The sequence below is a fragment of the Brevundimonas sp. TSRC1-1 genome (assembly GCF_049898245.1).
Lineage (GTDB): Bacteria > Pseudomonadota > Alphaproteobacteria > Caulobacterales > Caulobacteraceae > Brevundimonas > Brevundimonas mediterranea_A.
The window spans coordinates 289,346-315,615 of sequence record NZ_JAFCXI010000001.1; the positions used below are offsets into that span (position 1 = coordinate 289,346).

The window sequence follows — 26,270 nt, forward strand, 5'->3', positions numbered from 1 at the left end:
GTTCGGCTAGAGCCGGGGCGCAAATAACCCGGCGGAACTCAAGGGAAACCCAATGGAACTGTTCGATCTCACCGGCAAGGTCGCCATCATCACCGGCTCGTCGCGGGGCATAGGCAAGGCGATCGCCGAGCGGCTGGCCGAACACGGGGCCAAGGTGGTCATCTCCTCGCGCAAGGCCGGGCCGTGCGACGAGGTCGCCGCCGAGATCAACGGCAAGTACGGCGAGGGGCGCGCCATCGCGGTTCCCGCCAATATCGCCTCCAAGGAGGATCTGCAGCGGCTGGTGGACGAGACGAACGCCGCCTTCGGTCAGATCGACATCCTGGTCTGCAACGCCGCGACCAATCCCTACGCCGGGCCGATGGGCGGGATCGCCGACGATCAGTTCGAGAAGATCCTGCAGAATAACGTCATCTCGAACCATTGGCTGATCCAGATGGTCGCGCCGCAGATGGTGGAGCGCAAGGACGGGGCGATCCTGGTGATCTCGTCCATCGGCGGCCTGCGCGGCAACGCCCTGATCGGCGCCTACAATATCTCCAAGGCGGCCGACATGCAGCTGGTGCGGAACCTGGCGGTGGAGTGGGGCCCGTCGAACGTGCGGGTCAACTGTATCGCCCCGGGCCTGGTCCAGACCGATTTCGCCAAATATCTGTGGGAGAATCCGGAGCTGCTGAAGACGGTGACGGAGCCCGCGCCGCTGAAAAGGATCGGCCAGCCGGATGAAATCGCCGGCACGGCGGTCTATCTGTGCAGCCCCGCCTCGGCCTATGTGACGGGGCAGACCCTTGTGGTGGACGGTGGATTGACGATTGCCTGGTGAAAACACGCGAGAAGAGCCGAAGTTTGAGCGCGCCTCAGAGGCGCGCTCAAACAGCCCGAAGGGCGGCAGCGCCACAAGCGTGCGGCAGGACCTGATCTGGCGCCTGCAGGCCGTCGCCTTCCAGGCGCTGTTTTCGTTCCTGCGCCTGCTCGGGGTCGAGCGCGCCTCGGGCCTGGGCGGCTGGCTGTTGCGGACGCTGGGACCGAAGACGGGCACCCAGAAGACGGTGATGCGCAATCTGCGGATCGCCTTCCCCGACATGACGGACGCCCAGCGCGAGGCCCTGGCGCTGGAACAGTGGGACCGGACGGGTCGGACCTTCGCCGAACTGGCGGTCATGGATCAGCTGACGCCCGAGGGCGGGCGGGTCGAGGTGGTCGGGATGGAGCGGCTGCACGCCCTGCGTGACAGCGGCAAGGCGGCTGTGCTGATCTCGGGCCATCTGGCGAATTTCGAAGTCATGGCGGCGGTGATCATGGCCTCGGGCCTGCCGTGCCAGGTGACCTATCGGGCGGCGAACAATCCCTATGTGGACGCCCTGATCCGCCAGAGCCGCGAGCGCTACGGCATTCGCCTGTTCGCGCCCAAGGGCGACGGGACGCGCGAGCTGATGGCGGGGATGAAGCGGGGCGATTCCATCGCCCTGCTGGTCGATCAGAAATACAATCAGGGGCCGGAGGTCGAGTTCTTTGGTCAGCCGGTCAACGCCTCGCCGGGGGCGGCGCGGCTGGCGCTGAAGTTCGGGGCGGTGATCCAGCCCCTGTCGGTGGTGCGTCTGCCCGGCGTGCGGTTCCGGGTGACGGCGCATGAGCCGATCATGATCCCCGAGACCGCGGACAAGGCGGCTGACGTGCTGGCGGGCGTCCAGGCGGTGAACCGCTTTGTCGAGGATCGGGTTCGCGAGGTTCCGGAGGACTGGTTCTGGGTTCACCGGCGCTGGCCGGACAGGGTCTATGCGGCCCTGGGCGATCGCCTGGAATCGGCCGCGCGGCGGAACGGCCCGGCATAGGCCTCGACGTCGCGACGTCGGCGGCAGGGACCGCAGTAGGCGCTCGTCTTGATGAAGGCGCGGGGCTTGAGGATGACCGCGTTTATCCGGTCGAGGATGGCCTTGGCGGTGATCGGCTTGACCAGGAATTCGGTGACGCCGGCGTCGCGGGCCGCATAGATGCGGCTCTTTTCGGCATGGCCGCTCATCATGATGATGGGCAGGTAGATGTTGGCGCTGTCCGGGCCGGTGCGGACCAGCCGCGTGAACTCGACGCCGTCCAGCGGGAACATGTTGTAATCGACGATGGCCAGATCGACGGGCTGGTGGCTGAGAATGTCCAGGGCGACGGCGCCGTCGGGCGCTTCGTGAACCTTGTGGATGCCAGCGGAATTCAGCACGGCCGAGGTGATGGCGCGCATATGCTGATTGTCGTCCACCAGCAGAACGGCCAGCGATTGAAGCGATGACATCGGAGCCCCCGAAGCGAGGCGGGGAAGCTACGTGTTTATCCTTACTCTCGCAAGCTGAGCCATAAAATCAGGCCAGACGCCGGGGCGCGCGGGCGCCGACCAGCAGGGACGGGTCCAGATTGCGGTCGCGCCATTTCAGGCGCCAGCACAGATGGGGGCCGGTGGCGCGGCCCGTCATGCCGACGCGGCCCAGGGGATCGCCGCGCCGGACGGGCTGGTTCGGGGTCACGTCCAGTTGCGACTGGTGCAGATAGGCGCTGATCAGGCCCTGGCCGTGGTCGATCAGGGTCAGACCGCCCTCGAAATGCATGTTCGGGCGGGTGAAGACGATGCGGCCGTCGGCCGGGGCGCGGATCACGGTCCCGGCCGGGGCGGCCAGATCGACGCCGTAGTGGGGCCGCGCCGGGGTGCCGTTCAGGATACGCTGGGCGCCCCATTCGCTGGAGATGCGGTAGGTCTCGAGCGGCCAGATGAAGCCGTCGCGGAAGTCGTCGGCGTCGGCCCGGCTGGCGAAGGCCTCGGTCTTGAGGGCGACCTCCTGGCGGATGCGGTCCAAAAGCGCCGGATCGCTGGGTTCGACCGTGGCGGGGGGCAGGCCGTCCACGCGGGTCGAGGGAAAGGCGTAGGGCGCGACGTCCAGGACGCGGCGGGTGGATCGGGCGCCGGATCGGACCTCGATCTCGGCCAGGGCGGGGGCGTCGCGGTCGAAGCCGACGATGAAGAGGCCGTCGGTCGAGGCGGTGGACAGGGCCTCGCCGTCCACGAGGATCAGGGCGCGCGGCTCGGTGCGGCCCAGGGCGTAGCCGCCCTGACGCCAGGCGCCGTTCAGGACCAGATCGACCGCGCCCTGAGCCGGGGCCGAGGCGCCCAGCATCCGCGGGGTCGCCAGGGCCGCGCCGAAGCCGAGCAGCAGCGGGCGGCGGCCGATCAAGGGGCGGTCATCCGGGCGATGAACTCGGCCGGGCCGAAATAGGCCTCCTGCCGGGTCGGGCTCCAGTAGCGCAGCACCTCCAGCGGGATCGGCTTTTCCGTGACGGCGCAGCGCACGAACCGTCCCGGTTTCAACACCGCGAATTCGCCGTCGCCATAGTGGAGGGCGGCCTGTGTCGTGTTCGTCGCGTCCATGGGGTCAGTTAACGATGATCGGGGTTCGAGGCCAAGGACAGTTTCACGCCGTCGCCGGGTTGGGGCCGGCCATTTCGGCCTTGTGATCGATGGCGGCCTGTTTGGCCTCGGGCGAGCCCGAAACCGGCGGGCGGGGCCGGCCGCCCATCCGGTCGGTGAACAGGAAGACGAAGGGGTTCAGCGAGATCGACAGCAGGGCGGCGGCCAGGATCAGGTCGTGGGTCTCGCGGCTCATGGCGCCCAGGCTGACGCCCAGGGCGGCCAGGATAAAGGAGAACTCGCCGATCTGGGCCAGGGAGGCGGCGACGGTCAGGCCGGTGGAGCGGTCCAGCCTGAAGACGCGGGCGATGGCCAGGGCGGCCAGCGACTTGCCGATGATGACGATGCCGAGGACGCCCAGAACGGCCCAGGGCTGGCGCACCAGGATCATGGGGTCGAACAACATGCCGACCGAGACGAAGAACAGCACGGCGAAGGCGTCGCGCAGGGGCAGGGACCGTTCGGCGGCGTTGTGGCCCAGCGGCGAGGCGTTCATCACCAGGCCGGCCAGGAAGGCGCCCAGGGCGAACGAATGGAACAGATAATAGGCCAGCCAGGCGATGCCGAGGGCGATGGCAAGGACGCCCAGGGTGAAGAGCTCGCGCGAGCGGGTGTGGGCGATGCGGACCAGCAGCCAGGGGATCAGCTTGCCGCCGACGACCAGCATGCCGGCGACGAACAGGCCGACCTTCAGCAGGGTCCAGCCGATGCCCATGCCCAGGGCGGCGAGATCGGTCTGGGTTCCGGCGGGGACGATGATCATGGGCAGCATGACCAGGGCGATGACGATGACCATGTCCTCGACGATCAGCCAGCCCACGGCGATGCGGCCGACCTCGCCCTTGACCTGTTTGCGCTCTTCCAGGGCGCGCAGCAGGACCACGGTGGAGGCGACCGACAGGGCGAAGCCCATCAGCAGGGCCTCGACATCCCCCAGGCCCAGCACCACCCGGCCCAGGGCCCAGCCCAGGACGGTGGCGACGGCGATCTGGACCAGGGCGCCGGGCACGGCGACCTTGCGCACCTGCATCAGATCCCGGGGCGAGAAGTGCAGCCCGACCCCGAACATCAGCAGGATGACGCCGATCTCGGCCAGTTGCGGCGCCAGTTCGGTGTCGGCGACGAAACCGCCCGTATAGGGGCCGACGGCGACGCCGGCGACCAGATAGCCGACCAGGGGCGACAGCTTCAGCCGATTGGCCAACATGCCGAACACGAAGGCGAGGACGAATCCTCCGACCAGGGTGAGAATCAGGCTGTCGGCATGCGGCATCAAGGCTCCTGTCGCGGGCGAAGGGGTGATTTTTGGATAGGTTCAGGTGGGGCGCTTTGCCCCGTCTGACAAGATGACGCAGTGTCGCGTCGGGTTGAATTGGCGTCATCTTCGCGCTTTCGCTGCGAAGTTCATGGAGGGCTGGGCGGGGCGCCGGGCCTTCGCCCGGAGTTTTGTGTTTTGAGTACCGTTTTGACGAAGGTTTGACGCCCCGCGCGAATGGTTGGCCTGCAAGCTCGGGGCGCCGAGCGGTGGCGGTCTTATCGCCTAACCCCATAAGCCTGCGACGGGTCGGCGGGGTCTGCGAACCCCGTCCCGAGTACGGCCGAGTATCCCCCTCGACCCTCCGGCGGCGTCCTGAGACGTCGTCGGCGCGGAGGGATTGCACCCCCGCTCCCGTTCCATCCGCTCCCGCCGCCGCAAGGTCGCAGGCCAAGCGAGCCCTCCAAGCGACGAGACCGAGGCGGATTATAGGGGACGGGGAAACCCAGGCGGGGAAGTCGGGGCGATAAACTGACAAGGGGTTGGAATCATTGGAGTCAGACCAGCGTCATTGTGACAGTTGGCGCCGTTCGGGCCCCCTCCGTCTCGCCGGCTTCGCCGGCGATCCACCTCCCCCAGGGGGGGAGGAATGGGGTGACGGAGATCCTCCCCCCTTGGGGGAGGTGGCGCGGCGCGGAGCGCCGCGACGGAGGGGGCCCGTGAGGCTAGCCCCGCACCACCTTCACGCATCCCGCCGCCTCGCGCGCCCGTTCGCGGGCCTGGTCCACGTCGGCGCCCCGGGCGACGGCGACGCCCATGCGGCGGCGGTCGAAGGCTTCGGGTTTGCCGAAGAGGCGCAGGTCGGCGGTCGGGACGGACAGGGCTTCGGCGACGCCTTCGAAGGCGACGCCTTGCGCCTCCAGGCCGCCGTAGATGACGGCGCTGGCGGCGGGTTCGCGCTGGGTGACGTCGACGGGCAGGCCCAGGATGGCGCGGGCGTGGAGGGCGAACTCGCTCAGGGTCTGGCTGGCCAGGGTGACCAGGCCGGTGTCGTGGGGGCGGGGCGAGACCTCGGAGAACCAGACCTGGTCGCCCTTGACGAAGAGTTCGACGCCGAAGACGCCCCATCCCTTGTTGTCTGGGCCGCCGAGCGCCTCGGTGACCTTGCCGGCGATGTCCTGCGAGGCGGCGAGGGCGGCGGGGCTCATGGCCTGGGGCTGCCAGCTCTCGACATAGTCGCCCTTGACCTGGCGGTGACCGATGGGGGCGCAGAAGTCCGTGCGGGTCGAGCCGTCGGCGGCGCGCGAGCGGACGGTCAGCAGGGTGATCTCGAAATCGAAGTCGATCCGGCCCTCGACGATGACGCGGGCGCCGGCGACACGGCCGCTGTCCTGCGCATAGGTCCAGGCGTCGGCGATTTCGTCGGGGCTTTCGACGAAGGACTGCCCCTTGCCGGACGAGGACATGACCGGCTTGACGAAACAGGGGTAGCCGACGGTTTCGGCGCCGGCGGCGAGTTCTTCGGCGCTGCCGGCGAAGGCGTAGGGGCTGGTGGGCAGGCCAAGCTCTTCGGCGGCGAGGCGGCGGATGCCCTCGCGGTTCATGGTCAGCTGCACGGCGCGGGCGGTGGGGATGACGACGGCCAGGCCGGCGGCCTCGATATCGGCCAGGACCTCGGTGGCGATGGCCTCGATCTCGGGCACGATGATGTGCGGGGCCTCGGCCAGGATGACGCCGTTCAGCACCTGGGGGTCGGTCATCGGGATGACGTGGCTGCGATGCGCGACCTGCATGGCGGGGGCGTTGGGGTAGCGATCGACGGCGATCACCTCGACACCCAGCCGCTGAAGCTCGATGGCGACCTCCTTGCCCAGTTCGCCGGAGCCGAGAAGCATGACGCGGACGGCGGTGTCGGAGAGGGGGGTGCCGAGTTTCATCGACGTGTTCCTTTCGTCATCCTCCGGCGAGCGCAGCGAGACCGGGGGACCCAGCGGCGCCGAAGGCGAAATGGTTCAACAGCACCAGCGGCGGCGTGCGCGACAGGTTCGCGCTCTCGCGCGCCGCTGGGTCCCCCGGTCTGCGCCGCTTCGCGGCTTGCCGGAGGATGACGAAGATTACAGCCGGGCCTTGACCGCCGCGACGACGGCGTCGGCGGTGATGCCGAACTTGTCGTAGAGGATTTCGGCGGGGGCGGAGGCGCCGAAGCCGGTCATGCCGATGAAGGCGCCGTCTTCGCCGATGAAGCCTTCCCAGCCCTGTTTGATGGCGGCTTCCACGGCGACGCGGATCGTGCCGCGGCCGATGACCGAGGCGCGGTAGGCGGCGTCCTGTTGTTCGAACAGTTCGAAACAGGGGACGGAGACGACGCGGGTCGGGACGCCTTCGGCCTCGAGGGTCTCGGCGGCCTTGAGGGCCAGGGCCAGTTCCGTGCCGGTGCCGAACAGGGTGGCCTTGGCCTCGCCCGACGCGGCCTTGATCTCGTAGGCGCCCTTGGCGGAGAGGTTTTCCGTGCCCGCGACGGTGCGGACGGCCGGGGTCTTCTGGCGCGACAGGGCCATGGCCGAGGGGGCGGTCTTGGTCTCCAGCGCGATCTTCCAGCATTCCATGGCCTCGACCGTGTCGGCGGGGCGGAAGACCAGGAGGTTGGGGATGGCGCGCAGGGCGGCCAGGTGTTCGACCGGCTGGTGGGTGGGGCCGTCCTCGCCCAGGCCGATGGAGTCGTGGGTCAGGACGTGGATGGCGCGGACCCCCATCAGGGCGCCCAGACGGATGGCCGGGCGGCTGTAGTCCGAGAAGACCATGAAGGTGCCGCCGTAGGGGATGACCCCGCCGTGCAGGGCCAGGCCGTTCATGGCCGCGGCCATGCCAAACTCGCGGATGCCCCAGTTGACGTAGCGGCCCTCATAGGACGGGGCGTCCAGGATGGGGGTGCCGGCGACGAAGGTGTTGTTCGAACCGGTCAGGTCGGCCGAGCCGCCGACCAGTTCGGGGATGGCGGCGAAGACCTGGTCCAGGGCGGCGCCCGAGGACTGGCGCGTGGCCTGGGCGGGCTGGGTCTCGATCAGTTCGGCGATCTTGGCGTTCAGGGCGTCGAAGGCGCCCTCGGGCAGGTCGCCCTTCATGGCGCGGGTGAAGTCGGCGGCCTGACCGGAGGCGGCGAGGCGGGCCTCCCACTTCTTGCGGTCCTTGGCGCCGCGACGCCCGACCTTGGCCCAGGCGTCGGCGATGGTCTGGGGCATTTCGAAGGGTTCGTGATCCCAGGCCAGACCCAGACGGGTGGCGGCGATCTCGGCGGCGCCCAGGGCGGCGCCGTGGGTCTTGTGGCTGCCTTCCAGGGTGGCGGCGCCCTTGCCGATCTTGGTCTTGCAGGCGATCAGGGTGGGCTTGTCCTGGCGGGTCGCCCATTTGAGGGCGGCCTTGATCGCATCCATGTCATGGCCGTCGATGGCCTTGACCGCCCAGCCGGCGGCCTTGAACCGGGCCTTCTGGTCGGTCGTGTCGGACAGGGAGACCTTGCCGTCGATGGTGATCTCGTTGTCGTCCCACAGGACGGTAAGCTTGTTCAGCTTGTAGCGGCCGGCCAGGGCGATGGCTTCCTGGGACACGCCCTCCATCAGGCAGCCGTCGCCGGCGACGACCCAGGTGCGGTGGTCGACCAGGTCGTCGCCGTATTTGGCGGCGAGGTGACGTTCCGCCATGGCGAAACCGACCGAGGTGGCCAGACCCTGGCCCAGGGGGCCGGTGGTGACCTCGACGCCGGGCATGTGGCCGTATTCGGGGTGGCCGGCGGTCTTGGAGCCCCACTGGCGGAAGTTCGACAACTCCTCCTTGGTCGCGGCCTTGTAGCCGGTCAGGTGCAGCAGCGCGTAGATCAGCATCGAGCCGTGGCCGGCCGACAGGATGAAGCGGTCGCGGTCGGCCCAGTCGGGGCGGCTCGCGTCGAACTTCAGGAACTTGGAGAACAGCACCGTGGCGACGTCGGCCATGCCCATGGGCATGCCGGGGTGCCCCGACTTGGCCTGTTCGACGCCGTCCATGGCGAGGACGCGGATGGCGTTGGCCATCTGCTGGGGCGTGGCCTTGGGGGCGGATTTGGCGTCGGTCACGGGGGAAGACCTTTCGGCGGAAGCGGAAATTCAGAAGCGCGCCGCTTTACCCCGGCGCGTCCTCGGGTTCTATACGCAATTTGAAGGAGCGACCGATGGCAGACGCCACCACGGCCGCACGGGCCCGTATCGACCGGGCCCTGGCCGAACTTGAACGCAAGATCCTGGAGCTGAAGGCTCGCCCGGCCTCCGCGCCGGTGATCGCCGACGACGACCTGTTCGCACCCAGAGCGGGGAACGGGGCGGATGCGGCGCGGGTGGCCGAGCTGGAGGTGGCCGGGCGCGAGGCGTCGCAGGCCTTGGCCCGGGCGGCCGCCGCCGTGCGCGAGGTGCTGGATCAGGACGACGAAGAGACCGAAAGCGAGGCCCGCTGATGGCGACGGTGACGGTGGAGGTGAACGGCCGACCCTATGCGGTGGGCTGCGCCGACGGGCAGGAGGAGCGGGTCCGCATCCTGGCCAAACAATTCGACAATCAGGTGCGCCAGGTGGCCCAGGACGTGGGTCATGTGGGGGACCTGCGGCTGTTCCTGATGTCGGCCCTGATCCTGTCGGACGAATTGCACGAGGCGCGCCTGAACGGGGGCGGAGGTCCTGCGCCCCAGACAGCCGCCGCGCCGCCGACCAGCGACGGGGTGGCCGAGGCGCTGAACGCCGTGGCCGCGCGGATCGAGAAGATCGCGCAATCTATCTGATCACGGTCAATCTCTGATCACGGCGCTTGAGAAGGCGGGGCGTAGCGCCTATCTTGTCAGACGGCGGGTCCTGCTGCGGCCCTCGTCGAAGGCATACATTTCCTCGCGACCTTAATTCACTCAAAGGGATCTGTCCCTGTCCGGGCTCGAGGGCCTGGGCATATGGAGCCCACCTGGCTACCCAGGTTCGAGAGGATTTAAACGCCCTTCACGGTTCTTGCGGCGCCGCCAACCTCTCTCTTTTTGTCGCTACCGCTCGCCGCGCGGCGGCTCGCTGCTTGAGCGAGGCCAGCATGCGAGGGGCATGGTCTCTGTGCGGAACCGGATGGGGCGTGTAAGCCCGCGTCATGACCCTTGAGAAGCATGAACTCCGGTCGGCCGCCCGCGCGCGGCGCAAGGCTCTGGCCGAGGCCGATCCGATGGCCGCCCGGCGCGCCGCCGACCATGCCGAGGCCCTGCCGCCGGGGCAGGTGGTGGCCCTGTACAGCGCCATGGGGTCCGAACTGGACGCTGAGGCCCTGGCCGTGGCGCTGGAGGCGGCGGGGCGGCGGCTGTGCCTGCCGGTGGTGCTGGAGCGGGACGCGCCGATGATCTTTCGCGCCTGGTCGCCGGGCGAGCCGCTGGAGATGGACGCCGCAGGCTGCCCCGCGCCCCTGCCGCTGGCCGAGGTGTTGGAGCCGGATCTGATCCTGACGCCACTGCTGGCGTTCGATGCGGCCGGCGGACGGCTGGGGCAGGGCGGCGGGTTTTATGATCGCACCTTTGCGGCGCGGCCCGAGGTGATCCGGGTCGGCTTCGCCTATGCGGGACAGGCGGTCGAGGCGCTGAGCCTGGAGGCGCACGACATGCGGCTGCACGGGGTGCTGACCGAGGCGGGGTATCGGGATTTCGGCATATCCCATTGACATATACGTTAGTCGGGCCGATAGCGAACTCATGAGCCCGCCGCTGAAAGCCACAGTCTTCAAGTCGAACCGCTCGCAGGCTGTGCGCCTGCCCAAGGCGGCCGCCTTTCCGGATGACGTGAAGGAGCTGCGCGTCATCAAAGAGGGCAAGAGCCTGCGCCTGGTGCCGGTCAACGCCCTGTGGGACGACTTCTTCGACCGGCCCGGCATTCCAGACTGGCCGGATCGGGATCAGCCTGAGATGCAGAAGCGGGAGGAGTGGTGACCGGCTTCATGCTGGACACCAGCATCTGTATCGAAATTCTGCGGGGCCGCAGCGCTGCGCTGAATGATCGTTTGAAGAGCGAACAGGCACCGTTACATGTTTCGACGGTGGTCGTCATGGAATTGGCGGTCGGCCCGAACAAGCTGGCCGATCCGCGACGACGCGATTTGCTGGAGGCGTTTCTGGCGCGTCTGGAAATTCTTCCGTTCGATGAGGACGCCGCGCGCCACACGGCGGAAATCCGCGCCGTGCTGGAGCGCCAAGGCCGGCCCATTGGACCCTATGATTATCAGATCGCGGGCCACGCCCGCAGCCAGGGACTGACCGTGGTCACCCGCAACATCGGCGAATTCGAGCGTGTAGCCGGCCTCAGGGTCGAGCACTGGTCGGATCCTAGTAAAGGCGTACACGAATGAGACTGGCCTTCTTCGGCGACGTCATCGGCAAGTCCGGCCGTGACGGGATCAGCGATCATCTTCCGGGCCTGAAGCGCGACCTGAAGCTGGACTTCGTGGTGGTGAATGCGGAGAACGCTGCGGGCGGTTTCGGCATCACCGAGAATACGGCGCGCGAGCTGTTCATGGCGGGCGCCGACTGCCTGACCCTGGGCAACCACTCGTGGGATCAGCGCGAGGCCCTGACCTATATCGTGCGCGAGCCGCGCCTGATCCGGCCCGCCAACTATCCGCGCCTGATGGATGCGCCGGGCGCCGGGGCCAATCTGTTCGAGACCGACACGGGCCGCACCGTCCTGGTGATGAATGTGCTGGGCCGGGTGCATATGGACCCGATGGATGATCCGTTCGGAGCGGTGGAGCGCGAGCTGGCGGCCGCGCCCCTGGGCGCCGTGGCCGATGCGGTGATCGTGGACATGCACTGCGAGGCGACCAGCGAGAAGATGGCCATGGGCCATTTCTGCGACGGGCGAGCGTCGCTGGTGGTCGGCACCCATACCCACGTTCCGACCGCCGACTGCCAGATCCTGCCGGGCGGCACGGCCTATCAGACCGACGCCGGCGGCTGCTGCGACTATGACAGCGTGATCGGCAACGAGAAGGAAGAGCCGCTGCGCCGCTTCACCACCCGGATTTCGGGCGGGCGCTACATGCCGGCGTCCGGCCCGGCGACGGTGTGCGGCGTGTTTGTCGAGACCGACGACAAGACCGGGCTGGCGACGCGGGTCGAGCCGATCCGGGTCGGCGGACGGCTGAGCCAGGCGGTGCCGGTTCTCTGACGTCAGGCCAGGTTGAGCGTGTTCGATCCCGCCTCGATTGCGAAGGTCTGACGGGTCGTCAGCGCGCCGGAGCGGGTCGAGACCTTGTCCAGGACCTTGAACTGGGTAGTCCACAGGTTCGGGATCGCTTCGCAGATCAGATAGCCGCGCTGGGTGTTGCGGAACTTCAGCTGGGGATTGGCCGACAGGAAGCGGTCGTAGTCGGCGCCGCGGTCCGAGCCGTCGCCGCCGGAGCTGATCGAGGTGCCGACGAATTCGACGGCGATGGGGGCGCCCTCGGGCTGGCTGCCGTCCAGCCACAGGCCGCCAGCGTAGTTCTGATGCTCGTCGCCGGTCAGGACCACGACATTGTCGATGCGGCGGTCGCGGATGTGACGCAGCAGACGGTTGCGGGGCACGCGATAGCCGGCCCAGCTGTCGGTGTTGACCCCTTGGCCGCCCGAGGTGTTGCGGTTCAGGTCCATCATCATGACCTGCTGGGCAAAGGTCTTCCAGCGCGCCTTCGAGCGGTCGAGATTGGTCAGCAGCCAGGCCTCCTGGGCGTCGCCCAACACCTGGGCCGTCGTCGCCTCTATGCCGGGGCAGGTGGCGTTGTAGCGGTCGCCGCAGGGCTGGTCCGTGCGGTACTGGCGGGTGTCGAGGAAGGCGATGTCCAGCAGGTCGCCGTACTGGGCCCGGCGATAGGCCTGCATGCCCGCGCCGCGCGGGAAGGCCGACTTCCGCATCGGCATGAACTCGTAGAAGGCCTGCATGGCGGCGGCGCGACGCAGCAGGAAGACTTCAGGCGGCGCGCCGTCCTGATCGATGTCGCCGACCCAGTTGTTGTCGACCTCATGGTCGTCATAGGTGCAGAACCAGGCCGCCGAGGCGCGCGAGGCCTGAAGATCCGTGTCCATCGTGTACTGGGAGTAGCGGCGGCGATAGTCGTCGAGGCTGTAGATCTCGCCGCCCAGGTGGACGCGGGTGTTGTCCTGGGGGCCTGAACCCGACTGGTAGATCGGGTTGCCCCGGCCTTCGTAGATGTAGTCGCCGTAGCAGAAGATGAAATCCAGATCCTCTTCCGCCATCTTGCGGTGGGCGGTGTAGTAGCCGCTCTCATAGGCCTGGCAGCCGGCGACGCCGAAGCGGACGGCCGAGACGGCGTCGCCGGCCAGGGGGGTGGTCTTGGCGCGACCGACGCCGCTGCGCTCGGTCCCGCACTGGAAGCGGTAGAAATAGAGGCGGGCGGGCTCCAGTCCCTCCACCTCGACATGGACGGAATGGCCCAACTCGGGCCGGGCGATCGCCTCGCCGGACCGGACGACGGTGTTGAAGCCGCGGTCGGCGGCGACTTCCCATTTCACCGCGACGGGCGCCTTGGGCATGCCCGAGCCGTAGGCGACCGGGTCGGGGGCCAGACGCGTCCAGATGACGAAGCCGTCAGGCAGGGGATCGCCTGCGGTCACGCCCAGCCGGAAGGGGTTCACGTCGAAGACGGCCTGGGCCAGGGCGGGGCCGGTGTTCGACAGGGCCAGGCCGCCCCCGAAGGCGGCGAGCATGGACCGGCGGGAGAGGGCGAGCGTGGTCATCGAAAATCCCCGAACTGGAGCCCGGCTCTATCGCCGCGATGTGACAGATTTTCCAGCCGTATCCGCATCCGCCGGGGCTCGGCACGCCGCCTCGGGCGTCAGGCGGCGAGGCGACGTCCCGACAGGACGACCGCCTTGCGGATCTGTTCCAGTTCGGCGGCGCGTTGTCGGGGCGTATGGGCGGCCATCACATGACGCTGTCCGGCGAGGGCCAGGGCTGTGCGTTCGTCCGGGTTGCGGATCAGGCGCTCCATCGCCTCGGCCAGGCTTTCGGGCGTGATCTCGTCGACATAGAGGGCGTGGTCGCCGCTGGCCTCGCGCAGGCCGCCCCGGCCGGACGAGATCAGGGCCGCGCCCGCCGCATGGGCCTCGACCGCCGTCAGGCCGAAGGGTTCGTCCCAGACCGAGGGGGTCAGGGCGATGGCGGCGGTCTTCATGATGTCGCGTACCTCCGACAGGGGCGCCGAATGCAGGGCGGCGACCCGGGGGCCGTACCGCTCAAGCGGGGCGAGGTGGGGCCCGGCCCAGGCGGCGTGCCTGTCCCAGTCGTTCAGCATCAGCACCGCACGCCAGTCGGGGTGGGCGTCGAGCACGGCGGGCAGGGCGGCGCACAGGACGTCCAGACCCTTCTCCGGCATGGCCCGACCGGCGAAGGCGATCACCCGCTGCCGGTCGTCGGGCGAGGCGAACCAGGCGGCCGCGTCGATGGGGTTGGGCAGGGCGTAGGCGCGGTCGGCCAGGCGGGGATAGGTGCGGGCGAAGGCGTTCCGCTCGGCGGCGCTGACGAAGATGAAGCCGTCCATTCGGCCATATCGGGCCGCGTAGCGCCAACGGTCGATCCGATGGCGCGCAGGCTTCAGCGCATTATGCCGATAAAGAACATGGACGGCTTGGGGAAAGCGTGACGATACGGACAGGGCCTGTTTCACCTGCTGGTGGTGTTCGATCAGATCCGGCCCGAAATCGCGCAAGGCGTCGATGAGACCTTGCTGTGTATTGCGGCGCGGCAGGGTGGTCACCATGCCCGGCGCATTATGATCCTGGGCGCCCTCCAGGCAGAAAATTCGCGTGTCTGCGTCGCCGTTGAAGAGGGCGAGAGTCCGCACGACCGTCTCCATGGAGTTGGGGCGGGCCTCGGAGAAGAGCGAGCCCGGAGGCAGCAGAATGGCGGTGCGCAGCGCGATGTCCCCGGAGATAATTAGCCAGCGAGGGCTCGCCTGATCGGCGAGACCGACTGTCAAACGCTCCAGGTCGGGAAATCCGTCGCCGAAATCGTCAGCGTCTGCGCGCTCGCAGCCGCAGCCGCATCGCCTCGCGGCTGCGAAGGGTGATCTGATGCACCGGCCGGGGTTCGATCGTCGTGACGGGCTCGATCTCGGCGGCGCGCAGGATGGAGGCCAGGGCGATCACCGCCTCCTGGATGGCGAAGGCGGCGCCGATGCAGACGCGGGGGCCGGCGCTGAAGGGGATGTAGGCGTAGCGGTCGATGGATTTGCGGTTCTGCGGCAGGAAGCGTTCCGGCTTGAAGGCGTCGGGGTCGTCCCACAATAGGCTGTGGCGCTGCAGGATCCACGGCGAGATGATGACGGTGGCGCCGGCCTTGATGGTCTGACCGCCGATCTCGTCGTCGGCCAGGGCCTTGCGGGCCATGGTCGGGGCGGGCGGGAACAGGCGCATGGTCTCGTCCAGAACGGCGCGGGTCCAGGGCAGGGCGTCGGCCCATCTGGGATCGGAGACGTCAAAGGCGTCGGCCTCGGTTTGCAGGCGGGCCAGGTATTCGGGCTGGCGCGACAGCAGGTGCAGGGTCCAGCCCAGGGCGCGGGCCGTGGTCTCGTGCCCCGCCAGGATGAAGGTCAGGATGTTGGCGGCGACCTCTTCGTCGCTCAAGCCGGGGCCGCCGTTCTCGTCGCGGGCCAGAAGAAGGGCGCTGAGCAGGTCCTCGGGCGGGGCGTCGCCGGATTCAATGCGGGCGCGGCGGGCCTCGACCAGTGTGGTGACGCGCTGTTCGAAGAAGCGGGCCGAGCGGAAGCTGGCCAGACGGCCCAGGCGCGGGGCCCAGTCCGGCGCGCCCAGGACGTCCAGCGGATCAATGCGGGCGCCATTGGCCAGGAACTGGTTCAGGGCGCGCTCGAAGCCGCGCGCCTCGCCGCCCAACTCGTCCGAGAACATGGTGGCGGACAGGATGTCGAAGGTCAGGCCGGACATCTCGCTGTCGATATCCAGCACCCGGCCACGCGCGGACAGGGACCAGCCGGCGACGCGGGCCTGGCAGACCTCGGCCATGCGGGCGTTCAGGGTGGCCATCTTGGCCGGGGTGAACAGGGGGGCCAGGATGCGGCGGGCGCGGCGCCAGACGTCGCCCTCGGTCAGCAGCAGGCCCTCGGCCAGCATGGGCCCCAGGACGCGGCGTTGCAGGTCGCCCTTTTCATAGTTGGCGGCGTTTTCGGTCAGGACGTGGCGGACGCCCTCGGGGTGGCTGACCACCAGGATCTCGCCGAAAGCGCTGTTGCCGTGCAGTTGCGGCTCGGTGAAGTGCCGCTCGGACCACATACGGAGGGGGTCGCGCCAACTGATCCAGAGGAAGGGCAGCAGCGACAGGGGCTTGCCCGTCCGTCGAGGCGGTATGGCGGGGCGGAAGATGTCGGTCGCGGTGGCGTCCATTAGACGCTCCTATGCAAATCGCCCGTCAGCCAGGCGCGTGGTTCGTAAACGCTCGATCTGGTGCGTGCGTTCACGAAGCATAGTGGACCAGCACGACGTCAACGAGAAGGCGACGTCCTGCCGATGGCGCCCAGCAGTCGCGCCATGTCTTCAGCGGCCAGATCCTTCGCGCGTTGGCTTGAGGTCGCGGGCTTCGAAACAGGGGCCGACGGCGCCGCTGGAGCCGTTTGAGACGCCCTCTTCTTTTCGCGCCGCTCGAACAGAAAGCGTTGAAGCCCCCAGACAAGGTGAGGCGTCCACGGTTGGTCGCAGGCGGTTGTCTTTCCCGCCTTGTTCAGCAGGCCGGCGACCTCGTTGGGCCTGGTGAAGCCGCTCTTGAAACAGGCACGGAGCAGAGGGTCGAGCTCATCCAGGAACGCCTCTTTGGAGCGGTCGCGAAAGGCGAAATGCTTCAGTTCGTCCCTCGTGATCTGGGAGGGCTTGGACGGCGCGCGTCCGACAGGCCGCTCCGGCTTCTGCTCCCGAGAGCGTCCGGGCGGCGTCGCTTTGGCCTTGGGGGAACCCGCCCGTTTTCCACCGCCGAGATAGGATCCCTTAGCCATGCTCAGTTCGCCGCCGGAGCGGGGGGCGGCGCCCAGGCCTTCAGCTCGGCGATCTCGCGCGTCTGGGCATCCACGACGCTCTGGGCCATGCGCCGGATTTCCGGATCGCGGCTGTCGCGCAGAGCGACCCGGGCCGTGGCGACGGCGCCTTCGTGATGGGCGATCATCTTGGCGACATAGGCCTGATCCGCGGTCTGAGACGCGGCCTGTATTTCCGCTGTCGTGCGGGTGGCCGCCGCCTGGTTGGCGGCCGAGGTTTCACGCAGCGCCTGCTGCACCGGATCGCCGCCGCCGTCGCAGGCCCCTAGCACGAGGAGCAGCGCGATCGGCGGGGCGGTGCGGATCATGCGGCGACGCCGAGCCAGCCCGGCATCCAGCCTTCGTGCCATTCGCGCAGGTGGGCGACGGGGATGCTGAACAGCTCGCCCTTGTCGCCCTTGGAGGCGAAGGCGTCGCCGCCGGCCTGGCCGACGACCGAGGCGTGCAGGCCGGCGGCCTGGGCCTTGGCGATCAGGGCGTCGGCGTCAGGGACCGCGACCAGGTAGCGGGCCTGATCCTCGCCGAACAGGAAGATGTGGGCGTGGGCGGCGCTGGAGGCGTCCAGGGTCACGCCGACGTCGGAGGCCAGGACCAGGTCGGCGGCGGCGCCGATCAGGCCGCCGTCGCTGAGGTCGTGGACCACGGTCAGGTCACCGGCCTCGATCAGGTCGCGGACGAAGTCGCCGGTCTTCCTTTCCAGCTTCAGGTCGACGGGGGGCGGGGCGCCGTCCTCGCGGCCCAGGACCTCGCGCAGATAGATGGAGGCGCCCAGTTCGCCGACGGTCTGGCCGATCAGGACCAGCGTATCCCCGGCCGCCATGGTCGAGAAGTTGGTCACGACGTCATAGTTGGGCAGCAGGCCCACGGCGCCGACGGTCGGGGTGGGCGGAATGGCGACGCCGTTGGTCTCGTTATACAGGCTGACGTTGCCCGAGACGACGGGGAAGGACAGCTCGCGGCAGGCCTCGGCCATGCCGTCGATGGCGCGGACGATCTGGCCCATGATCTCGGGGCGCTGCGGATTGCCGAAGTTCAGATTGTCGGTGATGGCGATGGGGCGCGAGCCGACGGCGGTCAGGTTGCGCCAGGCCTCGGCCACGGCTTGCTTGCCGCCCTCGTAAGGGTCGTTCTGGACGTAGCGGGGGGTGCAGTCCGAGGTCACGGCCAGACCCTTGTCCGTGCCGTGGACGCGGACCACGCCGGCGTCGGCGCCGGTGGCCGAGTCCTGCAGCGTGTCGGCCATGACGTGGCGGTCGTACTGTTCCCAGATCCAGCGCTTGGAGGCCATGTCGGGGCAGGCGATTACCTTCATCACCGCATCGGCCCAGTTTTCGGGGGCGGGGACGTCGGCGGGGCTCAGCTTCGGTTGCAGCTCCGGCTGGACCCAGGGGCGGTCGTACAGGGGGGCGTCGTCGAACAGGGGCGCCAAAGGCACGTCGCAGACGGTCTCGCCGTGATGCTTCAGCACCAGACGGCCGGTGTCGGTGGTGACGCCGATGGTGGCGGCGTCGAGGCCCCATTTCTTGAAGATGCGTTCGCCGTCGGCCTCGCGGCCGGGCTTCAGGACCGCCAGCATCCGCTCCTGGCTTTCCGACAGCATCATCTCATAGGCGGTCATGCCCTCTTCGCGCTGGGGCACGGCGTCCATGTTCAGCTCGATGCCGACGCCGCCCTTGCCGGCCATCTCGACCGAGGAGGAGGTCAGGCCCGCCGCGCCCATGTCCTGGATGGCGGCGACGGCGCCCGAGGCCATCAGTTCGAGGGTCGCCTCGATCAGCAGCTTCTCGGCGAAGGGGTCGCCGACCTGGACGGTGGGGCGTTTCGATTCCGACTCATCGTCGAACTCAGCCGAGGACATGGTGGCGCCGTGGATGCCGTCGCGGCCGGTCTTGGAGCCGAAATAGACCACCGACAGGCCCGCCGAGGGCGCGGCCGAATAGAAGATGCTGTCGGCCTTGGCCAGGCCCACGCACATGGCGTTGACCAGGATGTTGCCGTTGTAGCCGGCGTGGAAATTGGTCTCGCCCGCCACGGTCGGCACGCCGACGCAGTTGCCGTAGCCGCCGATGCCCGAGACGACGCCCTTGACCAGGCGTTTGGTCTTTTCGTGCGACGGATCGCCGAAGCGCAGGGCGTTCAGCAGGGCCACCGGGCGGGCGCCCATGGTGAAGACGTCGCGCATGATGCCGCCCACGCCCGTCGCCGCGCCCTGATAGGGTTCGATGTAGGAGGGGTGGTTGTGGCTCTCCATCTTGAAGATGCAGGCGTCGCCGTCGTCGATGTCGATCACCCCGGCGTTCTCGCCCGGGCCGCAGATGACGCGGTCGCCGGTGGTGGGGAACTTGCCCAGGTGGATCTTGGAGGATTTGTACGAGCAGTGCTCGGACCACATGACCGAGAAGACGCCCAGTTCGACATGGTTGGGCTCGCGGCCCAGCCGGTCGAGGACGACCTGATATTCATTCGGGGCCAGGCCGTATTCGGCGGCCAGATCGGCCATGGTCTTTTGAGGAGCGGTCATGGGCGGGGCTTCTAGCCGCAGATGGGCCGATAGGCTATATTCTAGACAGTATTTTGGGAGTTCTAGAATGGGCCTCAGCATCAAGCGCGCCGAGACGGAGCGCAAGGCGCGCGCCGTCGCCGAGCGGCTGGGGGTCAGTCTGACCGAGGCGATCGACATCGCTCTGGACAAGACCTGGAAGGAGCTGACCGCCGAAGAGGGCGCGGCGGAGCGGGCGAGCAAGCGCGAGGCCCTGTTCGCCTATCTGCGGACCCTGCCGCGCGGCGATGGCCGCTCTCTTCAGGAAATTGACGACGAGATGTACGACGAGCACGGTCTTCCGCGCTGATGGTCATCGACACCTCCGCCTTCGTCGCCATTGTTCTGAGAGAGCCGGAAGCGGCCGCGTTCGATGAGCGGATTCGTTCGACGACGACGCGCCGGGTCAGTGTCGCGACCTGGGTGGAACTGGCGGCGGTGCTGACGTCCCGGCTGGGCGTGGACGCCCGGCCCGTGCTCGAGCGTCTTGAAGACGAGTATCGGCTCGACTTGGTCCCCGTCGATCAGGCGCAGATGCGGATCGCCTGCGAGGCCATGGTGCGGTTCGGCAAGGGGCGGCGTCCGGCGCGGCTGAACTATGGCGACTGTTTCGCCTATGCGCTGAGCCTGAGCAGCGGCGAGCCCCTGCTGTTCAAGGGCGAAGACTTTTCGAAGACGGACGTGGCGATCACGATCTGAGTAGGGGGGAACGTCCAGAGGCTGGGCGTCATTTCGTGTGTAGCAACACGGAGTTCACCATGACCGACACCCCCATCGACCCGGCCGCGACCCCTGAAGATGAAGACCTGCCCGAGATTGCGGCCGACGACGCCGGCGCCTCGGCTATGGCCGAGCAGGCCCAGAACGAAGCCGAAGTCAAAGACGAGGGGGAGGGCATCTGATGCGCTCCACCCCCTCGACGAAGGTCACGCCGGCCACCGGCCAGCAGATGGATCGGTCCAATGATCCCGCCACGACGCGCGAGATGGACGAGGCTGCGCCCGAGCAGGCGATGATCAGCCGGCGGCAGCGGCTCACCGGACAGGCGACCGGGATCGGCAGCGTCGGCTTTCAGGAGGCCGGCGCCTTTGACGTCGGCGCCGGGGAAGATGCGGCGATCGATACGCCCGTGACGCCCGGCAAGAAGCCCTAACGCTCGACCCCCGGCTTCAGCCGGAAGGCCAGCAGCACCCCGCCGACCAGCAGGACGATGGCGCCGGCCAGGGCGGTGAAGGCGACGGCGGGCTTGTCGGTCTGTTCGGCGACGAAGGCGCCCAGCAGGCCCCAGGCGGTGGGCAGGGGATAGGCGAGGGTCCGCAGGCTGGCGGTCACCGCCAGGGCGACGCCGGTTGTTGCGATGATGGCCAGAATGGCCCAGGCCTCGGGCGACAGGGGGGCCGGCAGGGCCTCGAAGGCGGTCAGGGTGGTGATCAGGTTCAGCGGCGCGGCCACTGTCAGCCAGCCCGCGAGCGCCGCCAGGGGCCAGACCAGTAGCAGTCGGTCGCGATCCGTTCGGCTGAGCGCCCGGATGGAGCCGGAATAGGCCACCAGCGGCGCGAGCAGGGCGATCAGGGAGGCGAAGATGACGATGACGCTGGCCGCCTTCAGGTTCAGGGCGGCGACGACGATCCACATGCCGATGCCGAAGAAGGCGACGGCCGACGGCCAGCCCATCCGGTTGATCAGGGGGCTCTCGCCCGTCTGGGGCAGCACCTGACGGACGGCGTAGGCCAGCAGGCCTAGATAGATCAGGCCCCAGATCGAGAAGGCGTAGCCGGCGACGCGCAGGGTGCTGTTTCCATCCGCAGCGAACTCGGCCTGGGTCAGGCCCAGGCCCGCCAGGTTCTGGACCAGCGGGACCACGATGGCGAAGACGGCGGCGGCCAGCACCACCAGTCGGCGGGTGCGCTGGGCGGGCGTGGGACGAAGGATCGAGGACATGCGGATTCCGATACGACGGTGTTCAGGTGGAATGTACGCGCCGGACGGCGGTAAGGTTCACCGTTGCAGCGTGAAAAGTGAAGCTTGCCTGCGCCACGCCCTCTGTGCTGCTTGTCATCGGGCATGACGAACGCCGCCGGACGCTGGATTTTCTGCCTGATCGCTATGGCCGCATCGGCCGTCGCAGGCGTGGGTCACGCCCAGACAAGTGGAGCGACTGTCGTTCTCACCCAGCCGTCGCAGGACGCCTGGGCGCGCGTTCGCCAGGCGCTGACGCCCGAGCAGCAGGGGTTGGAGGTGCGCCGCTTTCTGTCGGCCCTGGCCGCGGCGAACGGCAGACCGATAACGCCCGCCCTGGACGCGCGACATATTGCTTCGGGTCGCGCCGTGTCGCTGGACGATCCGGCGCTGCTGCAGCGGCCGCAGGCGCATGAGGTGACCCTGACGGTCGATGGGCGGTTCCTGGTCTTTCGTCCTTTGTCACGCGCGAGTCTGGACCCCTTCCTGGGGCGTTAGAGGAACCGCCTGTCATGTGGTCGGTTGTTCAAGCCCACACGAACTGGAGATGACCATGGCTGACCGCGACGACGAAACACCCATCTTCGAAACCAACGAGGTCGAAGCCAACCTCGCCATCGAACACGGTCAGGGCGTCGGCGCCCGCGAACTGGCCGCCCAACGCGATCCGGGCGGCGTGGTCACGGCCGACGAGGACGAAGACCTGGAGAACGGACAGGCGGCGCGTCCGGAGTGAACGCGCCCCTGTTTGCTTGACTGCGGTTCGATGATCGTCGTTCATGCAGTGCATGAACGCAAACGCCCCCGTCGCTCTGGAGACGCTTCTTCAGCACGCCCTGTCCGCTCGAGCGGGCGGAAATCCCGACGCGGCGCTCGCGGCGGCGGAGCGGGTGCTGGGTGTCGATGGACGCAACGTCCTGGGGAATATTCTCAAGGGCGACGCCTTTGCCGCCCGGGGCGATGCGCGGTCCGCCTCGAGTTTTTACGGCGCGGCCCTGGCCAGCGCGCAACAGCGCGGGGCAGATCCCGAACTGAAGGGCGAGTTGCGGCGGGTGCAACAGGCGCTGGCGGACATGAAGCGCCGGTTCGAGGAGGAACTCCTGGCCGGGATCAAGGCGCGTGGATTTGACGAAGCCCGGTCCAGCGAGCGGTTCGCCCTGTCGCTGGACCTGCTGACAGGACGAAAGCCGCTGTATCACCAGCAGCCGAAATCCTATCTTTTCCCAGGCCTGCCTCAGGTCCAGTTCCAGCCCCGCGCCGACACGCTCTGGCTGGCGGAGATCGAGGCGGCGACGCCCGCCATCCGCGCCGAACTGGAGGCGGTGCTGGTGGAACCCGCCCTGTTCGCACCCTATGTCGAGGACCGCTCGAACCGACCACGCAGCGGACAGGCCGGCATGCTGGAAAACCCCTCCTGGAGCGCGGTCTTCCTGTGGAAGGACGGCGCGGTGGTTCCCGAGGTCGCCGCGCGGTGCCCGCAGACGCTCAAGGCGCTGGAGGCCGCGCCGCTGAGCATAATTCCCGGGCGGTCGCCGTCGATCCTCTTTTCGAAACTGGCGGCCGGGGCGCGGATTCCGCCGCATCACGGCCTGATCAACACCCGCCTGATCTGCCACCTGCCGCTGGTGGCGCCGCCGGGGTCCTGGTTCCGGGTGGGGTCGGACCTGCGTCAGTGGGAGGAAGGCAAGGCCTGGGCGTTCGACGACACGATCGAGCATGAGGCCTGGAACGACAGCGACCAGGACCGGACGATATTGATCTTCGACGTCTGGAAGCCCGAGATCACCGAGGAAGAGCGAGGGCTGATCTGCGCCCTGTTCGACGCCATCGACGCCGGGGGTGGGGCGACGCCGAAGCTGGGGACCTGACCGGGCCGACGATCCGTCAGTTTTCCATTCTGAAGTTCACGCTGAACACGATCAGGCGGCCTGCCAAAGGCCGCCCGCTGGCCGCGGCTTCGTCCGTCAGCTTCAGGCGCGCGCGCGGAAGAGACCTTTGAACCGCCAAGCCCAGATGGTAGCCGGGCGGTTGCTCGCTCTCCGTCACGCACTCGGTCAGGCCGCCGTCGTCCTCGGCGACGCACGAAAGCACGACATAGCCCATGCGGGGGCTTCGGCCCCTGACCGATTCCGGAAAGGTGGGGCGAGGCATGGTCCGCCACATCACGGCGGCGGGCAGCCCGTCCTGGCCATTGCCTTCGATCTGATCTGCACGCTCCTCGCGCGGGTCGATGACAGGGCGGCCGCAGGCCGTCAGGGTTTCGGCGATGGCCTGGCTGGAGGGCTCTACATCCATGACGTAGCGGGTGCGCGGACCACCCGGGCGGTCAGCCGGAATCACGACCTGCAGCTTTCCGCCTTCAGCCAGGTCCCGCGCGACCAGGGCGGGGATGCGACTGAACGCCATCGTTCGCTGCGATCCTACCGTCCAGACTGTCGTTTTTGATTCGCCTTCATCGCCGACCTGAATCCCCAGCTCTCGTGTCGGCTGATTCTTGGGCGCTTCCGGCAAGCCGCTGATCATCAGATCGTACACGCCGCCTTGACACCTCGCGATGAGGTTGAGGCCGGACGTAAAACCAATGGTAGCCACTACGGCGTCGTGCTCGGGAAGACGCGCCAGGGTCCAATCCTCCCGTGCGGAATCAACCGGCGCGGGGGGCTGCGAGGCCTCTTGAGCCCAGGCTGTAGAGGATGACAGGCAAAGGAACAGGACGGCGGAGATGGAGCGAAGCATTGCGTTACTTCGCCTCAACGACAGATTGCCGTCAAGCCGCCGCGTAGATGCTCTGGAACAGCACGGCGCCGTCGGCGGAGCCCAGTTCAGCCTCGAAGGCGCGGTCGGGGTGGGGCATCATGCCGAGCACATTGCCGCGTGCATTCTGGATGCCGGCGATGTCGTTGACCGAGCCGTTCGGGTTGTCGACGTAGCGGAAGACCACCTGGCCTTCGCCCTCGATCCGGGCCAGGGTCTCGGCGTCGGCGAAGAAGTTTCCGTCGCCGTTGCCCTGGGTCATGACCACCTCGCGCTGGCCCTGGTAGCCGGCGGTGAAGCGGGTCTGGCCGTTGGAGACAGTCAGGGCGATGGGCTTGCAGACGTATTTCAGCCCCTTGTTGCGCAGCAGGGCGCCGGGCAGCATTCCGGCCTCGCACAGGATCTGGAAGCCGTTGCAGATCCCGACCACGGCGACGCCGTCGTCTGCGGCCTTCTTGACCGCCTGTATCACCGGGGACTGGGCCGCCATGGCGCCGCAGCGCAGATAGTCGCCGTAGGAGAAGCCGCCGGGAATGACGATCAGGTCCAGGCCCGAAGGCAGTTCGGTCTCGGCGTGCCAGACCATGGAGACGGGCTCGCCAGTGGAGCGTTCGACGGCGACCTTGCAGTCGCGATCACAGTTGGAACCGGGGAAGACGATGACGGCTGCGCTCATGGCGCGGGCCTCTAGCACCGTTTTCGGGAAATGTCAGTGCGCGGGTTCAAGAAGTCCGAGGCGGGTCTCGATCCGGCCGAGGCGGGCGTCCTGACGATCGACAATCTGATACAGGTTGGAGACGTCCTGGTCAGGCCGTTGAGGTGGAGGCGCATGGCCTGAAGTTCGCCTCTCACGCCGGCGACATTGCCGTCGATCCGGTCCAGGCGTGTCTGCATGGACTTCAGCACTTCGTAGATGAGGTCGTTGGTGACGTCGGCCATGAGTTCATACTACCATAGTTACGCCAAACGCTTGGACGCGGCGCGTCTCCGTCCCTCCGCCCACGCCGCCACGAAGATCGCGAAGCCGCCCAGCGACAGCCCGACGCCGACCCAGCCGGTCGAGGTCCAGCCGTAGCCGGCCGCGATGGCCATGCCGCCCAGCAGGGGGCCGATGGCGTTGGCGGTATTGAAGGCCGAGTGGTTCAGGGCGGCGGCCAGGGTCTGGGCGTCGCCGGCGACGTCCATCAGCCGGGTCTGCAGCACCGAGCCCAGGCCGCCGCCCCCGCCGATCAGGAAGACGACGATCATGACGGCCCACAGGTGCGGGGCGGCGAAGGGATAGAGGGCCAGGGCCGCGGCGCTCCACAGCAGAAGGCCGCCCGCCGCCGGGAAGCCGACCCGGTCGGCGGCCCAGGCCCCCAGGATATTGCCCAGGAACATGCCGACGCCGAAGACGGCGAAGACCCAGGGCATGATTTCCGGCCCCACGCCGGTCACGGCCTGAAGGGTCGAGGCCAGATAGGCGTAGACGGCGAACATGCCCCCGAAGCCGACGGCGCCGACGCCCAGGGTCAGCCAGACCTGGCTCCGCTTCAGGGCGCCCAGTTCGCGCACGGGACTGGCGTCCGGATGGGCCGGGTCGCGCGGGGCGAACAGGGCGACCAGACCCATGGTGGTCACCGCCAGGACGCTGACGATGGCGAAGGTCCAGCGCCAGCCGAAAGCGTGGCTGATCATATTGGCGAAGGGCACGCCGATGACCGTGGCGACCGTCAGACCCATCAGGACGGTCGAGACGGCCCGGGTGCGGAGATGCAGCGGCACGACCGACGCTGCGACCAGGGCCGCCACGCCGAAATAGGCGCCGTGCGGCACGCCGCTGAGGAAGCGGAAGACCAGCATCCATTCATAGGTCGGCGCCAGGGCCGACAGGCCGTTGCCGACGGCGAACAGGGCCATGAAGCCGATCAGCAGCAGCCAGCGCGGGCTGCGAGCGCCCAGCACCGCCAGGATCGGCGCTCCCACAACGACGCCGGCGGCGTAGGCGCTGATGACATGGCCGGCGGCCGGGGCGTCGACGCTCAGGCCGGCGGCGAAGTCGGGCAGGATGCTCATGGCCGCGAACTCGGTCACGCCGATGGCGAAACCGCCCATGGCCAGGGCGATCAGCACCAGGGCCACCCGTCCGGCGGTCATGGGTTCGTTGGTGACGTCGGAATCGACGACGGCGCCGCCAGCGGCCATGAAAGCTATCCGTAAAGGTGGAGGGGGATGTTGCGATGCAACATAAGGAGCCTCCTC

At 68.3% G+C, this 26,270-nt stretch carries 32 protein-coding genes and 1 other RNA gene; 16 read left to right on the forward strand and 17 right to left on the reverse strand.

Annotated features, from left to right (window positions below; translation table 11 throughout):
- The first annotated feature begins 52 nt into the window (after positions 1-52).
- Positions 53-823, forward strand: coding sequence for an SDR family NAD(P)-dependent oxidoreductase (locus ACP7CK_RS01435; protein ID WP_008260395.1), 771 nt, complete (start codon positions 53-55; stop codon positions 821-823).
- A 79-nt stretch (positions 824-902) separates the two neighbouring features.
- The gene (locus ACP7CK_RS01440; RefSeq protein ID WP_154725749.1) at positions 903-1,832 is read left to right on the forward strand and encodes a lysophospholipid acyltransferase family protein; all 930 of its coding nucleotides are present in this window, start codon (positions 903-905) and stop codon (positions 1,830-1,832) included.
- On the opposite strand, the gene ACP7CK_RS01445 is transcribed toward ACP7CK_RS01440, so the two are convergent.
- From ACP7CK_RS01445 to tkt, 6 genes are all read right to left on the reverse strand, one after another.
- Complete coding sequence (locus ACP7CK_RS01445) at positions 1,775-2,284, reverse strand: response regulator (RefSeq protein WP_035305571.1); 510 nt, start codon at positions 2,282-2,284, stop codon at positions 1,775-1,777. The two genes, ACP7CK_RS01440 and ACP7CK_RS01445, sit on opposite strands and share 58 nt — an antisense overlap.
- Before the next feature lie 67 nt (positions 2,285-2,351).
- Positions 2,352-3,215, reverse strand: a complete 864-nt coding sequence (locus ACP7CK_RS01450) for a M23 family metallopeptidase (protein WP_426024901.1) — start codon at positions 3,213-3,215, stop codon at positions 2,352-2,354.
- A complete protein-coding gene (locus tag ACP7CK_RS01455) occupies positions 3,212-3,409 on the reverse strand; it encodes a DUF2093 domain-containing protein (protein WP_008261088.1) in 198 nt (65 codons plus the stop codon). The genes ACP7CK_RS01450 and ACP7CK_RS01455 overlap by 4 nt, the downstream gene beginning before the upstream one ends.
- A 43-nt stretch (positions 3,410-3,452) precedes the next feature.
- A complete protein-coding gene (locus tag ACP7CK_RS01460; protein ID WP_052004674.1) occupies positions 3,453-4,721 on the reverse strand; it encodes a cation:proton antiporter in 1,269 nt (422 codons plus the stop codon).
- Positions 4,722-5,428: 707 nt separating this feature from the next.
- Positions 5,429-6,640 (reverse strand): formate-dependent phosphoribosylglycinamide formyltransferase, encoded by a 1,212-nt coding sequence (purT, locus tag ACP7CK_RS01465; RefSeq protein WP_426024902.1) that lies wholly within the window; start codon positions 6,638-6,640, stop codon positions 5,429-5,431.
- A gap of 177 nt (positions 6,641-6,817) precedes the next feature.
- Complete coding sequence (gene tkt / locus ACP7CK_RS01470) at positions 6,818-8,809, reverse strand: transketolase (RefSeq protein WP_426024903.1); 1,992 nt, start codon at positions 8,807-8,809, stop codon at positions 6,818-6,820.
- 95 nt (positions 8,810-8,904) lie between these two features.
- Between tkt and ACP7CK_RS01475 the strand changes: the two genes are divergently transcribed.
- The 7 genes from ACP7CK_RS01475 (at position 8,905) to ACP7CK_RS01505 (ending at position 11,907) form a co-directional block, all read left to right on the forward strand.
- Positions 8,905-9,183 carry a hypothetical protein gene (locus ACP7CK_RS01475; protein WP_292147820.1) on the forward strand — a complete coding sequence of 93 codons (279 nt, stop codon included), beginning with the start codon at positions 8,905-8,907 and terminating at the stop codon, positions 9,181-9,183.
- Entirely contained in the window at positions 9,183-9,503 is a 321-nt protein-coding gene (locus ACP7CK_RS01480) for a cell division protein ZapA (protein WP_008263136.1), read from the forward strand. The genes ACP7CK_RS01475 and ACP7CK_RS01480 overlap by 1 nt, the downstream gene beginning before the upstream one ends.
- Before the next feature lie 67 nt (positions 9,504-9,570).
- Positions 9,571-9,733: non-coding RNA, 6S RNA (gene ssrS / locus ACP7CK_RS01485), on the forward strand.
- Positions 9,734-9,850: 117 nt separating this feature from the next.
- Entirely contained in the window at positions 9,851-10,408 is a 558-nt protein-coding gene (locus tag ACP7CK_RS01490; protein WP_372706031.1) for a 5-formyltetrahydrofolate cyclo-ligase, read from the forward strand.
- Positions 10,409-10,439: 31 nt separating this feature from the next.
- A complete protein-coding gene (vapB, locus tag ACP7CK_RS01495; RefSeq protein ID WP_008264254.1) occupies positions 10,440-10,673 on the forward strand; it encodes a type II toxin-antitoxin system VapB family antitoxin in 234 nt (77 codons plus the stop codon).
- Positions 10,670-11,089, forward strand: a complete 420-nt coding sequence (locus ACP7CK_RS01500; RefSeq protein WP_154726295.1) for a type II toxin-antitoxin system VapC family toxin — start codon at positions 10,670-10,672, stop codon at positions 11,087-11,089. Before vapB ends, ACP7CK_RS01500 begins: the two co-directional genes overlap by 4 nt.
- Positions 11,086-11,907 (forward strand): TIGR00282 family metallophosphoesterase, encoded by an 822-nt coding sequence (locus ACP7CK_RS01505; RefSeq protein ID WP_426024904.1) that lies wholly within the window; start codon positions 11,086-11,088, stop codon positions 11,905-11,907. The genes ACP7CK_RS01500 and ACP7CK_RS01505 overlap by 4 nt, the downstream gene beginning before the upstream one ends.
- Positions 11,908-11,909: 2 nt before the next feature.
- Here the strand turns inward: ACP7CK_RS01505 and ACP7CK_RS01510 are convergent, their stop codons facing one another.
- From ACP7CK_RS01510 to purL, 6 genes are all read right to left on the reverse strand, one after another.
- A complete protein-coding gene (locus ACP7CK_RS01510) occupies positions 11,910-13,475 on the reverse strand; it encodes an alkaline phosphatase D family protein (protein WP_426024905.1) in 1,566 nt (521 codons plus the stop codon).
- Positions 13,476-13,573: 98 nt separating this feature from the next.
- A complete protein-coding gene (locus ACP7CK_RS01515; RefSeq protein ID WP_426024906.1) occupies positions 13,574-14,581 on the reverse strand; it encodes a glycosyltransferase family 4 protein in 1,008 nt (335 codons plus the stop codon).
- A gap of 169 nt (positions 14,582-14,750) precedes the next feature.
- Complete coding sequence (locus ACP7CK_RS01520) at positions 14,751-16,136, reverse strand: cytochrome P450 (RefSeq protein ID WP_426024907.1); 1,386 nt, start codon at positions 16,134-16,136, stop codon at positions 14,751-14,753.
- Between the two features lie 98 nt (positions 16,137-16,234).
- Positions 16,235-16,738: a hypothetical protein gene (locus tag ACP7CK_RS01525; protein ID WP_426024908.1), complete on the reverse strand. Its 504-nt coding sequence runs from the start codon at positions 16,736-16,738 to the stop codon at positions 16,235-16,237.
- A 2-nt stretch (positions 16,739-16,740) separates the two neighbouring features.
- Positions 16,741-17,085, reverse strand: a complete 345-nt coding sequence (locus ACP7CK_RS01530; protein WP_426024909.1) for a DUF305 domain-containing protein — start codon at positions 17,083-17,085, stop codon at positions 16,741-16,743.
- Positions 17,082-19,298 (reverse strand): phosphoribosylformylglycinamidine synthase subunit PurL, encoded by a 2,217-nt coding sequence (purL, locus tag ACP7CK_RS01535; RefSeq protein WP_426024910.1) that lies wholly within the window; start codon positions 19,296-19,298, stop codon positions 17,082-17,084. Before purL ends, ACP7CK_RS01530 begins: the two co-directional genes overlap by 4 nt.
- A gap of 67 nt (positions 19,299-19,365) precedes the next feature.
- Between purL and ACP7CK_RS01540 the strand changes: the two genes are divergently transcribed.
- From ACP7CK_RS01540 to ACP7CK_RS01555, 4 genes are read left to right on the forward strand one after another with little or no spacing between them, the layout of a single operon-like run.
- A complete protein-coding gene (locus ACP7CK_RS01540) occupies positions 19,366-19,626 on the forward strand; it encodes a type II toxin-antitoxin system VapB family antitoxin (RefSeq protein WP_426024911.1) in 261 nt (86 codons plus the stop codon).
- Entirely contained in the window at positions 19,626-20,015 is a 390-nt protein-coding gene (locus ACP7CK_RS01545) for a type II toxin-antitoxin system VapC family toxin (RefSeq protein ID WP_426024912.1), read from the forward strand. The genes ACP7CK_RS01540 and ACP7CK_RS01545 overlap by 1 nt, the downstream gene beginning before the upstream one ends.
- 59 nt (positions 20,016-20,074) lie before the next feature.
- Positions 20,075-20,218, forward strand: a complete 144-nt coding sequence (locus ACP7CK_RS01550; RefSeq protein ID WP_008260671.1) for a hypothetical protein — start codon at positions 20,075-20,077, stop codon at positions 20,216-20,218.
- The gene (locus ACP7CK_RS01555; protein WP_426024913.1) at positions 20,218-20,469 is read left to right on the forward strand and encodes a Tat pathway signal protein; all 252 of its coding nucleotides are present in this window, start codon (positions 20,218-20,220) and stop codon (positions 20,467-20,469) included. The genes ACP7CK_RS01550 and ACP7CK_RS01555 overlap by 1 nt, the downstream gene beginning before the upstream one ends.
- Here the strand turns inward: ACP7CK_RS01555 and ACP7CK_RS01560 are convergent.
- Positions 20,466-21,257, reverse strand: coding sequence for a hypothetical protein (locus tag ACP7CK_RS01560; RefSeq protein WP_426024914.1), 792 nt, complete (start codon positions 21,255-21,257; stop codon positions 20,466-20,468). The genes ACP7CK_RS01555 and ACP7CK_RS01560 overlap by 4 nt on opposite strands.
- 123 nt (positions 21,258-21,380) lie before the next feature.
- Between ACP7CK_RS01560 and ACP7CK_RS01565 the strand changes: the two genes are divergently transcribed.
- The 3 genes from ACP7CK_RS01565 to ACP7CK_RS01575 are packed head-to-tail and all read left to right on the forward strand — an operon-like array spanning position 21,381 to position 23,143.
- On the forward strand, positions 21,381-21,773 hold the full coding sequence (locus ACP7CK_RS01565) for a hypothetical protein (RefSeq protein ID WP_292147837.1): 393 nt from the start codon (positions 21,381-21,383) through the stop codon (positions 21,771-21,773).
- A 55-nt stretch (positions 21,774-21,828) separates the two neighbouring features.
- Positions 21,829-22,011, forward strand: a complete 183-nt coding sequence (locus ACP7CK_RS01570; RefSeq protein ID WP_154726307.1) for a hypothetical protein — start codon at positions 21,829-21,831, stop codon at positions 22,009-22,011.
- Positions 22,012-22,054: 43 nt separating this feature from the next.
- A complete protein-coding gene (locus ACP7CK_RS01575) occupies positions 22,055-23,143 on the forward strand; it encodes an aspartyl/asparaginyl beta-hydroxylase domain-containing protein (protein ID WP_426024915.1) in 1,089 nt (362 codons plus the stop codon).
- A gap of 16 nt (positions 23,144-23,159) precedes the next feature.
- Here ACP7CK_RS01575 and ACP7CK_RS01580 read toward each other — a convergent pair whose 3' ends face one another.
- From ACP7CK_RS01580 to ACP7CK_RS01595, 4 genes are read right to left on the reverse strand one after another with little or no spacing between them, the layout of a single operon-like run.
- A complete protein-coding gene (locus tag ACP7CK_RS01580) occupies positions 23,160-24,011 on the reverse strand; it encodes a hypothetical protein (protein ID WP_426024916.1) in 852 nt (283 codons plus the stop codon).
- 31 nt (positions 24,012-24,042) lie between these two features.
- Positions 24,043-24,705, reverse strand: coding sequence for a phosphoribosylformylglycinamidine synthase subunit PurQ (purQ, locus tag ACP7CK_RS01585; RefSeq protein ID WP_426024917.1), 663 nt, complete (start codon positions 24,703-24,705; stop codon positions 24,043-24,045).
- An 11-nt stretch (positions 24,706-24,716) separates the two neighbouring features.
- On the reverse strand, positions 24,717-24,968 hold the full coding sequence (locus ACP7CK_RS01590) for a hypothetical protein (RefSeq protein WP_426024918.1): 252 nt from the start codon (positions 24,966-24,968) through the stop codon (positions 24,717-24,719).
- A gap of 18 nt (positions 24,969-24,986) precedes the next feature.
- Positions 24,987-26,213, reverse strand: coding sequence for an MFS transporter (locus tag ACP7CK_RS01595; protein WP_426024919.1), 1,227 nt, complete (start codon positions 26,211-26,213; stop codon positions 24,987-24,989).
- Positions 26,214-26,270 lie beyond the last annotated feature (57 nt).